Source organism: Chitinophaga filiformis (assembly GCF_023100805.1).
Classification (GTDB): domain Bacteria; phylum Bacteroidota; class Bacteroidia; order Chitinophagales; family Chitinophagaceae; genus Chitinophaga; species Chitinophaga filiformis_B.
The window spans coordinates 834,528-847,319 of record NZ_CP095855.1 but is presented as its reverse complement, the minus strand read 5'-3'; the positions used below and the strand labels follow the sequence as shown (position 1 = coordinate 847,319).

General features: G+C 46.5%; 11 protein-coding genes. 4 read left to right on the top strand and 7 right to left on the bottom strand.

The window, feature by feature from the left end; translation table 11 throughout:
- Nucleotides 1–114 precede the first annotated feature (114 nt).
- The 5 genes from MYF79_RS03540 to MYF79_RS03520 all read right to left on the bottom strand — a co-directional run bounded on the left by MYF79_RS03540 (nucleotide 115) and on the right by MYF79_RS03520 (nucleotide 5,508).
- Nucleotides 115–525, bottom strand: a complete 411-nt coding sequence (locus MYF79_RS03540; RefSeq protein ID WP_247812585.1) for a lysozyme inhibitor LprI family protein — start codon at nucleotides 523–525, stop codon at nucleotides 115–117.
- Nucleotides 526–640: 115 nt separating this feature from the next.
- Complete coding sequence (locus tag MYF79_RS03535; protein WP_247812584.1) at nucleotides 641–1,924, bottom strand: M16 family metallopeptidase; 1,284 nt, start codon at nucleotides 1,922–1,924, stop codon at nucleotides 641–643.
- A 59-nt stretch (nucleotides 1,925–1,983) separates the two neighbouring features.
- The gene (locus tag MYF79_RS03530; protein WP_247812583.1) at nucleotides 1,984–3,219 is read right to left on the bottom strand and encodes a M16 family metallopeptidase; all 1,236 of its coding nucleotides are present in this window, start codon (nucleotides 3,217–3,219) and stop codon (nucleotides 1,984–1,986) included.
- Nucleotides 3,220–3,276: 57 nt separating this feature from the next.
- Nucleotides 3,277–4,209: a retropepsin-like aspartic protease gene (locus MYF79_RS03525; protein WP_247812582.1), complete on the bottom strand. Its 933-nt coding sequence runs from the start codon at nucleotides 4,207–4,209 to the stop codon at nucleotides 3,277–3,279.
- Between the two features lie 84 nt (nucleotides 4,210–4,293).
- The gene (locus MYF79_RS03520; RefSeq protein ID WP_247812581.1) at nucleotides 4,294–5,508 is read right to left on the bottom strand and encodes an aspartyl protease family protein; all 1,215 of its coding nucleotides are present in this window, start codon (nucleotides 5,506–5,508) and stop codon (nucleotides 4,294–4,296) included.
- 80 nt (nucleotides 5,509–5,588) lie between these two features.
- Between MYF79_RS03520 and mqnC the strand changes: the two genes are divergently transcribed.
- The 3 genes from mqnC to MYF79_RS03505 all read left to right on the top strand — a co-directional run bounded on the left by mqnC (nucleotide 5,589) and on the right by MYF79_RS03505 (nucleotide 8,159).
- Complete coding sequence (gene mqnC / locus MYF79_RS03515; protein WP_199654359.1) at nucleotides 5,589–6,713, top strand: cyclic dehypoxanthinyl futalosine synthase; 1,125 nt, start codon at nucleotides 5,589–5,591, stop codon at nucleotides 6,711–6,713.
- 222 nt (nucleotides 6,714–6,935) lie between these two features.
- Nucleotides 6,936–7,568 (top strand): hypothetical protein, encoded by a 633-nt coding sequence (locus tag MYF79_RS03510; protein ID WP_247812580.1) that lies wholly within the window; start codon nucleotides 6,936–6,938, stop codon nucleotides 7,566–7,568.
- Nucleotides 7,569–7,616: 48 nt separating this feature from the next.
- Nucleotides 7,617–8,159 carry a GNAT family N-acetyltransferase gene (locus tag MYF79_RS03505; RefSeq protein ID WP_247812579.1) on the top strand — a complete coding sequence of 181 codons (543 nt, stop codon included), beginning with the start codon at nucleotides 7,617–7,619 and terminating at the stop codon, nucleotides 8,157–8,159.
- Here the strand turns inward: MYF79_RS03505 and MYF79_RS03500 are convergent.
- Complete coding sequence (locus tag MYF79_RS03500) at nucleotides 8,156–9,049, bottom strand: hydroxypyruvate isomerase family protein (RefSeq protein ID WP_247812578.1); 894 nt, start codon at nucleotides 9,047–9,049, stop codon at nucleotides 8,156–8,158. The genes MYF79_RS03505 and MYF79_RS03500 overlap by 4 nt on opposite strands.
- Before the next feature lie 309 nt (nucleotides 9,050–9,358).
- On the opposite strand from MYF79_RS03500, the gene MYF79_RS03495 reads away from it, so the two are divergent.
- The gene (locus tag MYF79_RS03495) at nucleotides 9,359–9,676 is read left to right on the top strand and encodes a hypothetical protein (RefSeq protein ID WP_247812577.1); all 318 of its coding nucleotides are present in this window, start codon (nucleotides 9,359–9,361) and stop codon (nucleotides 9,674–9,676) included.
- Between the two features lie 193 nt (nucleotides 9,677–9,869).
- Here MYF79_RS03495 and MYF79_RS03490 read toward each other — a convergent pair whose 3' ends face one another.
- Nucleotides 9,870–12,746: a TonB-dependent receptor gene (locus tag MYF79_RS03490; protein WP_247812576.1), complete on the bottom strand. Its 2,877-nt coding sequence runs from the start codon at nucleotides 12,744–12,746 to the stop codon at nucleotides 9,870–9,872.
- Between the last annotated feature and the right edge of the window lie 46 nt (nucleotides 12,747–12,792).

The following is a 12,792-nucleotide window of genomic DNA, read 5'->3' as shown; positions in this document are numbered from 1 at the left end:
CCTTGTTTTCCTGCTGCTATCATGTATAATCTCCCGCATGCTTCCTGCAAGATATACGTCGGCAACATACTAAGTGTATGTTGCCTTATATACCATTCCTTTCCTTCTTCAGTATCAGGAATGTTTGCTTGCCAAAAGTTCCATTACCCGTGTTTTCAGGAAAGCGGCTTTATTGTCGGTCACGATCATATCATCATCGAGACCAGCCAGCGTTTGTGGCCGCTTCTTTTCAACGCGGAGATCAATGTCTTTAAAATATGTTTGTCTCCTTTCTTCCCATTGGGTCTGGGAGATCTGTAAAGTTGCACGGCGATTGTTGTCCAGGTTATCGTACAGCTGGCGATACACTGTATTCAGCAGGCTGTCCATTTGGGTATAATATTGAAGCGCGCAGTTATATTGGCTTTTACCTTCTGCCAGGCAAAGCTGGTAACGCTTCTCCAGAGAGTCGACAGCAGATTTACTGGTTTGTGCGAAAACATTCATGCATATGCACAATGGCAAGCATAGGATAAAACGTTTCATAGGATTGAACAATTAGGGTCGCAAATATAGTAAAATAATAATATGTGATGTATAAATAAAAAGAAAGGGTTCTGATTGCAGAACCCTTTCTTTTTTATCTGTTTTTTAAGCGTTATCAGATTACAACCAGCTCATAGAAATCTTCAGGAGTGAAATATTCCTGTGCCAGTTCCTGGAGCTCTCCGGCGGTAATTGTCTTGATGACCTTAATGTTGTTGTAAAAATAATTTTCATCCAGTCCGTTCAGGATCAGGTTCTTCCAGCGCTGGATTACTTCAAAGGCGCCATCGAGGTCGCCCAGGATGGAGCCGATCATAAAGTTGCGGACCAGGTGCAGTTCCTCTTCGGGAACCGGTTCCTGTTGCAGGGTGCGCAATTCCTTGTAGATCTCTTCTATTGTAGCTTCGCACACATCTCTGCCCGCTTCTGTCTGAATATTGATGGCACTGCTTTGCCGGAAATTATACAACTGGGAATGAATACCGTAGGTATATCCTTTTTCTTCGCGGATGTTGCTCATCAGGCGGGAGCCGAAGTATCCACCCAGAATGGTGTTGAGCACGAGCATCTTAGGGAAGTCGGGATGGTAGCGGTTCGGGAAGGGACGTGCTACACGTACGGCGCCCTGTACGCCATTTTCATCATTGAAGATGCGGAATTTCTTTTCCTCTGCCGCCAGTATTGTCATTTCTGGCCGGATGATGGAAGTTTCTCCGTTCCATTTTTCCTTGCCGAAAGCCTGGTTCAGCAACTCAATAAGATTGGCTGGCAAGTGGCCGGCTACGAAGATCTTACAGTTGTTGTAAGTATAATGCTGTTTATAGAAGGCCTGGAGCGTAGATGTCTGCAATGCATCGTAGGCGTCCATACTGCTCACCCTTCCATATGGATGGAATTCTCCAAAGAGATATTTGTCAATATGCCGGTTGGCAACAAAGTCACATTTCTGGAGGTTCACCGCCAGGCGCTGCTTCATATTCTGCCGGAAGATAGCCAGTTCCTCTTCAGGGAATGCCGGATCCAGGATCACCTCCTGCAATACAGGCACTAAAGCCCCGAAGTGTTTGGTGAGGCAATGCAGTGTGTAAGTAGCATATTCATGATGACTGTTACGGTTCAGGTAAGCGCCATAATAGTCGATACTTTCATTGATCTCAAGCGCAGTATGTTTGCTGCTGCCGTTCTTCATCAGAAAGTTCGTTGCGGAAGCTACCAGGTTCTCGGTTTCATACCAGCTGCCGCCCGGGAACACAAGTTCCAGCTGCAGGGTATCCTGTTCATCAGACTTTATGATATATACTGGGATGCCATTGTCCAGTGTAACCTTTTCATAAGGTTTCAACGTGATATCGAACTCGGTGGCATCTTTTATCTTAGGGGCAATTTTCCGGTTTATCATCAATCTTAAATCATATTTATTTACAAAGGAAGAACTGTCTGTAATTCAGGCGGACAGCGTTATCCAGCGTAATAGTAAATCGTATTGGAATTTTTCTCGTCAAAAAGATGCTGCGCTTCGCGGTGCATATCAGCTGAAGTCACCGCTTCATAGTGGCTGAATTCTTCATTCATTAATGCCGCATCTCCGATCAGCTCATAAAATGCCAGGTTATTCGCACGGTTAAGCAGTCCCATATCTTCAAAGGCCAGCATACTTTCTACCCTGTTTTTCACCTTCTGCAATTCCCGTTCAGGAATAGCAGTTTGCTGTATTTTATCTATTTCTTCCTGAACAGCCTTTTCTGCGTCCTTCATTTTCACGCCTTTGACGAGCTTACCTTCAATGGTAAGCAGGCCGGCATCCAGTGTTCCGAAGTGATAACAGTCAATATTACTGAACAGTTTTTTCTCTTTTACCAGCACCTGGTTCAAACGGGAAGAAGCGCCACCCCCCAGGATGTCTGAGATCAGGTCTATGGCGTAATATTCTTTCGTTGTGCGTCCGGGCATATGATAGCATTTGTATAATGCATCCAGCGGGACATTCGCTTTCACTTCAAGTTTGTGAGCGGCGGTCTGTGGTGGCTCTACCGGCAGTTTGCGTTGTACGCGCTGGCCGGAAGGAATATCGCCAAACCATTTTTCGGCCAGTGCCTTTACCTGTGCAGTGGTGACATGGCCCCCTACTACCAGTATCGCGTTGGCAGGACGGTAATATTTGAAAAAGAACTCCTTCACATCTTCCAGGCGTGCATTCTCAATATGGGAAAGTTCCTTGCCGATAGTCATCCATTTATAGGGATGTACGGCATAAGCCAGTTCTCTCATTTTGTGCCATACATCGCCATAGGGCTTGTTGATATAGTGTTCTTTAAACTCTTCGCACACTACTTTCCGCTGTACGTCCAGGCTCTTTTCGCTGAATGCCAGGGACAACATACGGTCACTTTCCAGCCAGAAGGCAGTCTCTATATTTTCAGCAGGTAATTGAATATAGTAGTTGGTGAGGTCGCTGGTGGTGAAAGCATTGTTTTCGCCGCCGGCCATTTGCAATGGCTCGTCATATTCCGGGATATTGACAGAGCCTCCAAACATCAGGTGTTCGAACAGGTGAGCAAAACCGGTCTTGCTGGCATCTTCATCGCGCGCGCCTACATCGTACATCACGTTTACCACTGCCATAGGAGTGGTATGGTCTTCATGCACAATCACGCGCAATCCGTTGGCTAAGGTGAATTTATTGTAATGAATCATATTTCCTGTTTATGAAAGATGCAATTTAACTAAAAGAATGGGAGAATAGGCGGGGTCTTATTTTTCGAGAAACAGCTCGCGCCCGCTATAATTGATGGTAATACTACGGAATTGTCTCCAGACCATGAACCCGATAGATCCGGCCATTTCATGCACAGAGCCGGCATCATTCACATCTTTACAGTAACTGGCAGCCACCAGGTCCAGGTGTATGGTGCCAAGGTCAAGGCTGGGCAGGCTGGTATTGGTATAAGTTAATTCTTTGTAAAGATCCTTGACGATATCCGTGCTCAGCACAGGCAACCGGGTATTGAGCCGGTGTTTTTCCACAAACGGGAAGTTGAACAGAATACCGTATTCCCCTCCGGAAATGAAGTGGAAACGGCTGCTAAGTGATTGGCCGTCAGGTAAGTTTATTGTGCCCTCTATCACCGGGGTCTTGAAGTTCATGCTCAGGGGCAGACGCTGGCCGGGAGTATTGGCCGGCGTTTTATTTGAACGGAACAGCTGCAACACCTGTTTTTCGTAATCTATCTTCACAATGAAGGATTTCAGGAGGTCCACCCCGATAATGCCGTCTATTTTTATACTCAGGTCCTGGAATTCATCCAGCGGCTCGATGTATACCTTCACGAAGGGTAAGCGGGTTTTATCCAGGAACAATACATTGAGGGTGGCTGTTGGCACCCTTACCACCACGGCGTCCGTACCACTCAGTCCTCCGTTATCCTTGACCTCTAAGCCCAGCTGATCGGCAGTTTGTTGTTTCAGCGTAGTTACTTCGGCCCCGGTGTCGAAGATGAAATGAAGGCTGTCCGGGGGCAACCCGGAAGGTGTAGTGCCTGAAAGGGTGGTACTGATGACCATATACCTGTCGTACAGATGGAATGGCAACGTAGCAACCGCTTTCTGGCTGGCGGCATCCTGCGCCTGAAGAATTGCCGGCAGGCAAACAAGTATGGCAATAAAATACTGTCTCACGATAAACATTGTCTCCTTATAAAGTCTCCCGGACGGGGATTTCCCTCCTCCCTGTTTCTAACGGAGGATTGTGCAATGTATTATTTCAGGCAGTTATAATATGCTTTTGATCTGGATTTTTTTTATCATCAGTTCCTTATTGCGCATTATCAATAAGCTGGGACGCGTGCCCACATTTTTGAGAATGTCGCGGTACTGTTGAAGATTGTTGGAGAAAATATTGTTGACGGCAATAATGACATCACCCTTTTGCAGGCCGGCTTTTTCAGCGGGAGAGCCTTTAATGATATCGGTGATCTCGATCCTGCCATCTATCAGGTAAATAATCAATCCTGTATAGGAATAGTCAAAGGGATCTTTGTAATGAGAATTAGGCATCATGTAGATCTCCTTTTTGCCATAATTCAGGATGAGGTTGAACCTGCGTAACAGATCGTTGCCCACCATACCGCCAAGGAAGGGATAAGCGGTGACGTTGGTGACGTCATCGAAGATATAGACAGGCACGTTCCGGAAGGCATAGCTACCCAGTTTAAACTCCTGTATGGTGGTGATGTCCATGGTCATTTTTCCGCCAAGTCCCTGTGCTTCTGTCTGTATCACTTTACGCTGCCTTTTCCGGGAGGAGAGGATTGCGCTGTCTTTTACAAACTGCTGGGAAAGCAGCAGGCACATACCGGCGCCGGTATCAAAATAATAACGGTTATAATGCTGCGCTTTGCCATTCTTCAGGAAGGCATTCACAATAGGGATCAGGGTTAGTGAAGGGCGCATCAGGTGCCCGCCTTTGGGATAGGAAAAAGGCCCTTTTTCGTAAATGGAGATCATCTCGGTATCATAATCCACCTCTACAATGAATTTGCTCAGCAGGCTGTAACCGACAATGCCATCCACCTGTAACCCATACACCTGGCTGATCAACTCATAGTCATTGACATGAAAATCAAGACTATCTACCTGTAAACCAGGCAACTGCAAGGTCCTGTCCATGGCAAAAGCAACAGTTTTGGACCCTCCTACCCCGCGAACGATCCTGTCGGTCGGCGTCAGATGGATGCCCAATTGGACACAGGTATTCGTGTCCAGGGAAATACCGGCGCTGCCGGTATCGAGAATGAACTGCAGGGTATCGGGGATGCCCGCCAGGCAGGCGCGTATTACAACGACTCCTCCATAGTATTGTTTGAAGGGGAAACGGGTGATCAATTCCCCTGGCTTCCGGGGGCTGGCAATTGTAGGTGGCGTTTGCGCGGCGGCAACGTGGAATAAACAAGTAATGGCAATTATTATAAGCCAACAGTGCTTCAACAGCGTAGATTTTTGCATACAGTTATGCGTGACAGAATAACGATGCTATAAATTTAACATTATTCCTACCTTTGTCCATCATGGAACTGAAAGATCTATACAGGAAAGCATTAAACTTCGAGTGGCTTACACCGGAAGAAGGGATTTATCTATTTGAGAGGGCTCCGCTTGCAGAACTGATGGACATTGCGAATGAGCTGCGTAAGCAACAGGTGCCACATGGAAAGGTGACCTGGCAGATAGATCGTAATGTGAACACCACCAACGTGTGTACGGCTAATTGTAAATTCTGCAATTTCTACCGGGTACCTGGTCACGCAGAAGCCTACATTACCACCATCGACGAATATAAAAAGAAGATAGAAGAAACGCTGAAGTTTGGCGGAGACCAGCTGCTGCTGCAGGGTGGTCACCACCCGGAGCTGGGCTTGAAATTTTATGTAGATACCTTCCGGCAGCTGAAGCAGTTATACCCGAACGTTAAGCTGCATGCACTCGGGCCCCCCGAAGTAGCGCACATCACCAAACTGGAAAAGAGCACCCACATTGAAGTGCTGACTGCTTTGAAAGAAGCAGGTATGGCAAGTCTGCCCGGCGCAGGAGCGGAAATATTGAATGACCGCGTGCGCAGGCTGATCTCCAAAGGAAAATGTGGTGCGCAGGAATGGCTGGATGTGATGAGGGCCGCCCATAAGCTGAATATTCCGTCTTCAGCTACTATGATGTTTGGCCATGTGGAAACATTAATGGAACGTTTCCAGCATTTTGCCGATATCCGGCAGGTACAGAGTGAAAAGCCGGAAGGCCACTACGGTTTCACGGCATTCATTCCATGGACGTTCCAGGATGTAGATACGCTGCTGTCCCGCATCCGTGGCGTACACAATATGACCACGTCAGAAGAGTATATCCGTATGATCGCAATGAGCCGCATCATGCTTCCTAACATCAAGAACATCCAGGCTTCCTGGCTGACAGTAGGCAAGCAGGTTGCCCAGATCTGTCTGCACGCAGGTGCGAACGATTTTGGCTCCATCATGATCGAGGAGAATGTGGTAAGTGCTGCCGGCGCTCCGCACAGGTTTACTTACCGCTCTATGCAGGAGGCCATCCGCGAGGCAGGATTCGAGCCACAACTGCGTACCCAGCTGTACGAGTTCCGCGACATCCCGCAGGGAATACAGGAGCAGGTCATCAATTACTAATCTGACATATCAACATAAATAAGGCCCGGAGATCGCATGATTTCCGGGCCTTGTTTTTTACGAAGCACCCCTGAACCAGGAATATAACATTCCAGTATCCGGACAAAAATTCCAGGATCTGGAATTGCACTACTGCCTGAGGATCAAAGAAATGTTAATTTATTCTTCTCATGTAACTCTTCCCTCCTGCCGCCGTCTAACAGGTAGTTAAAAGGAGGAAATATGAAAAAGTTAGGATTATTTTTGATGGCCCTTGGACTGCTGTCGGTGACAGCGTGTACCAGTACTAAGCTGACTTCGTCCTGGAAAACGCCGGAAGCCCGGTTACAGCAGGACAATAAGATCATGGTGATAGCGCTGGTGCCTGCGAAGGAACGCAATCTGCGTATACAGATGGAGAATAATCTGGTTTCCGAACTGAAGAAAGAAGGCTACAATGCAGTCTCTGCTTATGCTACCTATGGGCCGGACGACGAGTTGGGTAAAGGCGATGAAAAAGCAGCCCTCAGGAAATTCCGGAACAGCGATGTGGCGCAGGTGATGACGATCGCAATGGTGGACAAGTCCCGTGAGAAGACCTATGTGCCTAACTATGGTCCTTACGGATATCCGTATTATGGCGGTTTCTGGCCTTATTACAGGGGGTGGTACGGACGTATGTACGATCCCGGTTATTACCAGGTAAATACAAAGTATCAGTGGGATACTAACCTGTATGACCTGAAAGAAAAGAAACTGATCTATAATGCACAGACAGATTCGGTAGACCCTCCAACCGCATACAGGCAGGCCTATCTGTTTGCAAAGCAGATCGTAAAGGATATGCAGAAGCAGCAGCTGATAGCAAAAAATTAGGATTTTGTTACTTTTGAGGTTTGGCATTTCGCCAAACCTCATTTTTTTATGCTGGAATTACCTGTTAATGAAACAATTACCCTCAGGCAATTGCAGCCTGGGGATGCGCCAACCCTCTTTAACCAGCTGGATGCTTCACGGAGGAGCCTGCGTCGGTTCCTACCCTGGGTAGACTACAATACCAATGAGGAACATACACTACGTTTTATTGAAATGATGTTGAGGAAGGCGGAAGACCAGGAAGCCATCGCATTTGGCATCTGGTACCAGGCGCAATTGTGTGGAGTAATAGACCTGCATTGCTGGGATCATCAGCTGGACAAAGCAGAGATCGGGTACTGGCTGGGGGAGCAATTCCGCAGTAAGGGCATTGCAGTAAGCGCCTGTAAAGCACTGGTCTCTTTTGCGTTTCAGACACTGAAACTGAATAAGATAGAAGTACGTTTTGCTTTGCAGAATATTGAGAGTGCCCAGATCCCCATCCGCCTGGGCTTTGCCAAAGAGGGTATTCTCCGCCACAGCGCCAAACTCCATGGTCAGTATGCAGACACAGTGGTGATGGGGATCTTAAGGCAGGACTGGAAATATTAAATATCGCAGATCTCTACGCCCTGTTTCAGGGAGGCCAGCTTGTCAGCGCGTTTAGGCACGAATTCCTGCGCCACAAAACCCTTGAAACCTGTTTCATGAATAGCCTTCATGATAGCAGGATAATATAGCTCCTGTGTCTCATCTATCTCATTCCTGCCCGGAACACCACCGGTATGATAGTGCGCGAAATATGGGTGGTTATTACGAATGGTCTGGATCACGTCTCCCTCCATGATCTGCATGTGATAAATGTCGTAAAGAAGTTTAAAACGCTCTGAGCCAATAGATTTACACAATTCAACCCCCCAGTTTGTGTGGTCGCACTGATAATCTGGATGGTTCACTTTACTATTCAGCAGTTCCATTACTATAGTCACCTTTTTCTTTTCGGCATAGCTCATAATACGCTTCAGGCCTTTTGCACAATTCTCAATGCCCGCCTGGTCGTCAAGCCCGTCCCTGTTGCCGGAAAAGCAGATCAGGTTTGTAAAGCCGGCTTTCGATGTCTCATCTATCAGGTGTTCATAGTAAGTAACGAGCTGATCATGATGCGCTTCCCTGTTCCAGCCGCGGGAAATATTCCAGTCTTTATTGATAGAGGCCACCATGGCGCAGGTGAGGTCGTATTTCTTTGCAGTCGCAAAATCTTTCGGATCCAGGAGGTCTATAGACTGGAGGCCGATCCTGTTAGCTGCCTTGCACAGTTCTTCCAGTGGAATATCGTTGTAGCACCAGGCGCATACGGAGTGATTGATCTGGCCTTTCAGTTTTTCATCCATTTTCCCCTCGTGAGCCATTACACGGGTGGAAAGAGAGGCCAGAGAAGTAGACGCAAACGCCATAGCAGCGGCTTTTTTGATCATATCGCGGCGGGAATTTTGGTTAAGCATGTTGGTAAATTGTTTACTGTTGACCGTGAAACTACGCATTTTAAAATTTGCGTACAGCTGTTACCTTAAATAGTTCGTAACTTTATAGTGCGCCAATACGTTCTAATATTTAGAGGACAGTTATGTTTGATTAACAGAATTACGAATATACAGACCAGTAAATCAGCATTTTTTTAAGAGATTGTGTTACAGATATTTATTATAAAAAAACGCCACAACGCCGCATCGTAATTCCCATACCGCTCAACCGTAATTGAAATTGGTAAGCTATTTGATTATACTTAGATAACATTTAAAGCGGAGGTCTGCATGGAAAGAAGATTTACCCCTGCATTATGGACTTGTGTTGTAATGGACCTGATTGGATGTGCAAGTTATACTGTGCCGGTTTTAGGAGAAGTAAGTGATGTGATCTGGGCCCCCATTTCTGCCATTATATTCTACCGGATGTTTGGCAGTAGCCTGGGCGCTTTCGGAAGTGTTTTCAACTTCATGGAAGAACTATTTCCTGGTCTGGATTTTATCCCAACATTTACACTGAGCTGGGTAGTAAGAAAAGTGACACAGAGCATCAGGGAACGCAAGACGGCTCAGAAAGTACGCAGATACAAAGTAGCCGGGCTATAGTGCCATAAGCATCAGCAGAAAAATACTAAGGTTGTAAGGTTTCAAAGCTGGAGGCATGAAGGAGGAAGTACGTCTCCACCTTTGTTATCCTTTCAACCTTTCAAGAAATTATCGGATCCGGAGTCATTTTACATTTATCAATAAAAAAAGGTCTCACAACATGTGAGACCTTTTGTATTTGAGTATTATGTTGTCAACCTCCCCTCATAAATCCCGGATTGCCCATCCGCATTCCCGGATTGCCCATTCTGCGGCGTTCGCCATTATTGTTGTTGCTACCCGCAAATTTGTTGATGAAGTAAGTGAAGCTGATCATGAAATACCGCTGTAATACCATGTTGTTCACGTCTTCAATATAGTTCTCGCCTGTATTACGTCCCACGCTTACATTCTGATGTAAGAGGTCATAGCCGCTCAGTTTTATCAAACCTCTTTTATCCTTGAATACGCTTTTCGAAATAAACGCATTCAGCATAGTTACGTCAACGTTGTAACCTTCAGCCCTGCCCGCATTCAGGGTATAAGTAATGTCGCTTCCTATTATGAAACCATGTGGCAGGTTGACGTTATAATCAAACGAGAATGCATAATTAAAATAGTCTGTGTTGTTTATTGGCTGAATATCATATCGTGCACCACTATAGTTAACACTGGCACCTGCAGAGATATCAAACAACTCTTTGTGTGTATAATTAAAGTTGAATCCCTGTGTAATGCCAAAGTTCCTGGTATAATTTCTCAGCAGCTTTGTAAAGCCTGTTTGAGTGCCTGTGAAACTTACATCCCGGCTGTAGTTCAGATTGGTGTTCAGATTCAGGGAGGTCTTCAGCTTTTTGATGGGAATGGTATTTACGGCAAAGGCATTGAGATTGTATGCACCATTGGCGTTTACCGGTTTCGTATACTGTTTGCCTGATGTATCAACACGGTTGGCATTTACGATCTTATTAGTTGTAAAGCTGGCGTTCACGTTGGTAAAGAAGCCACGGAACGTGCTGTTGTTAAATACGTTATAGCCCATGTTGATACTGTGTGAAAAGGATGGCTTCAGATCAGGATTACCTTGCTGAACATACAATGAACTGGTCAGGTCTGGCAATGGCTGCAACTGCGTGACTGTAGGCTGGGCGGTGCTGCCATTATAACGGAAACGCAGCCTTTTGCCTCTCTGGAAATTATAGTTAAATGACGCTGATGGATAGAAATTGACAGTATGCTGATCAATGCGTGTTTTTCTGCTGACGTTGTCGTTCAGCAGGCTGCTGAACTGTACGTTTAATCCAAACGTATAATCATACTTTAATTTCTGCGTACGGATGTCTATGCCTGCCTGTTGTGTGGTAAATGTGTTCTCAAATATGTTGGTCAGACTATCATTCAGTTTATCGTATTTACCACTGGTGCCATTGACATCATAAGTGAGGTTCCTGGAATCGCTATAGTTATTATTCCATGCATAAGACAGCTCGAGGAAACGGTCTTTCATCAGCGGCTCGGTATAAGTCAGTCGTACGCCCATATTGCGGCCCATATTATCCGCATTGGTCATCCTGTCGTAGCCGGTGCTGAAGGAATCTGTCGTAGCTGTTGCCAGGTGAATGTCTGTCGTTTTAAAGAAGTTCTGCCTGTCCGTCGTATTGTAACCAAAGCTGAAATTGGCGCTGAGTGTGCGGCCGATCTTGTTAAACTTCTTTCTGAACAGGGCAGTAGTGGAGAAGTTGGGAGAAGTAGCATGACTGCTGTTCCTGGATTCTCCGTCTATTGTTGGCACCTTATTCTCGTCCCGTGATTCATATTGATTGAGCGTGTTGGTAGAGCCGTTGGAATAACTGAAACTGGGGGTAACAATCAATGAATGCATAGAGTCTATCTGGTATTCAACCCGCATATTCAGCCGGTGATTCTTGTTGTCGGTAAGGGAACCAGACTGCTGGTCATAATAGTAGGTGGTGTCAGTCAGAAAGGTCTGCTTGTTGCTGCGCCTGTTTGTTTCGGTCCGTGTATCGTTGATAAAGTAGCTGCCATTTATTTTCAGCTTCGAACCAAAGTCCTGGTTGTAGTTAAACCCGGCATTCCAGTTACGGGTGATACCCGTGGTATTGTTGCCGCCAAGACTGCTGATGGTGGATTGTGCCGCACCGCGTCCGCCTCCGCCGGCGCGGCCACCACCACCGCCTCCTCCTCCCCCGGTGTTGCCGTTGAAGTTGAAGACGTCGTTGAAGGTATAACCAAGATTATTCACATTATTGCCACTTCCCAGGAAGGACAACTGTTTGTTATCGCGAAAACTGTTCAGGCTTGTATTGACTGCAAAGCGGTCATTATCGCCATAACCGGCAGAAGCTCTGCCGAAGAAGCCTTTTTTCTTGTCTTTTTTAATCGTGATGTTGATCGCTTTCTCTGTGTTGCCGTCGTCAATGCCGGTGAACTGTGCCTGGTCAGACTTACGGTCTATCAGCTGAATCTTGTCGATGATATCTGCCGGCAGGTTCTTAGTGGCCAGTTTAGGATCGTCGCTGAAAAAAGGTTTACCATCTACCAATACCCTTTTCACGGTTTCCCCCTGTGCTGTGATCACGCCGTCTTTATCTACTGATACGCCCGGTAGCTTTTTCAGCAGGTCTTCCACTACTGCGTTCTCTCTTGTTTTAAAAGAACCCGCATTGAATTCCAGTGTATCCAGCTTTACCACAACGGGCGGCACTTCCTGGATAATTTCCACCTCGTTCAACAGCAGGCCTTTACCTTTCAGATGTATGGCGCCCATATCCAGTACTGGCTGGGTTGCGGAAATCGTGACGCTTTTAAAAACCGGCTGGTAGCCCAGGAAAGTGATGTACACCCTGTAGTTGCCCAGGGCAACACCGGTGAACGAGAATGCCCCTTTTTTATCGGTAAAAGTGGTGGCCGCGAGGGAAGAATCCCTGCCGTTCAGCAGGGCTACGGTTGCATCCGGTAAAGGATGTGTTGCAGAAGAGTCGGTCAGTAATCCTTTGATCTGCCCCTGCTGCGCTTGTGTGGAGAGCGCAAACAGGAACAGTAAAGTGGCAACAAGGGTAAATCTTTTCATGAAAAGGGAATTGGTAAGGAGGAAACGATGCAAGTTAGTCTGTTAA

Bases quoted from the DNA above. Each gene is read 5' to 3' on its own strand.
- MYF79_RS03505 (WP_247812579.1), top strand. From the start codon at position 7,617: ATGCTGGAATTACCTGTTAATGAAACAATTACCCTCAGGCAATTGCAG.
- MYF79_RS03540 (WP_247812585.1), bottom strand. From the start codon at position 525: ATGAAACGTTTTATCCTATGCTTGCCATTGTGCATATGCATGAATGTT.
- MYF79_RS03495 (WP_247812577.1), top strand. From the start codon at position 9,359: ATGGAAAGAAGATTTACCCCTGCATTATGGACTTGTGTTGTAATGGAC.
- MYF79_RS03525 (WP_247812582.1), bottom strand. From the start codon at position 4,209: ATGTTTATCGTGAGACAGTATTTTATTGCCATACTTGTTTGCCTGCCG.
- MYF79_RS03530 (WP_247812583.1), bottom strand. From the start codon at position 3,219: ATGATTCATTACAATAAATTCACCTTAGCCAACGGATTGCGCGTGATT.
- MYF79_RS03535 (WP_247812584.1), bottom strand. From the start codon at position 1,924: ATGATAAACCGGAAAATTGCCCCTAAGATAAAAGATGCCACCGAGTTC.
- MYF79_RS03510 (WP_247812580.1), top strand. From the start codon at position 6,936: ATGAAAAAGTTAGGATTATTTTTGATGGCCCTTGGACTGCTGTCGGTG.
- MYF79_RS03490 (WP_247812576.1), bottom strand. From the start codon at position 12,746: ATGAAAAGATTTACCCTTGTTGCCACTTTACTGTTCCTGTTTGCGCTC.
- mqnC (WP_199654359.1), top strand. From the start codon at position 5,589: ATGGAACTGAAAGATCTATACAGGAAAGCATTAAACTTCGAGTGGCTT.
- MYF79_RS03500 (WP_247812578.1), bottom strand. From the start codon at position 9,049: ATGCTTAACCAAAATTCCCGCCGCGATATGATCAAAAAAGCCGCTGCT.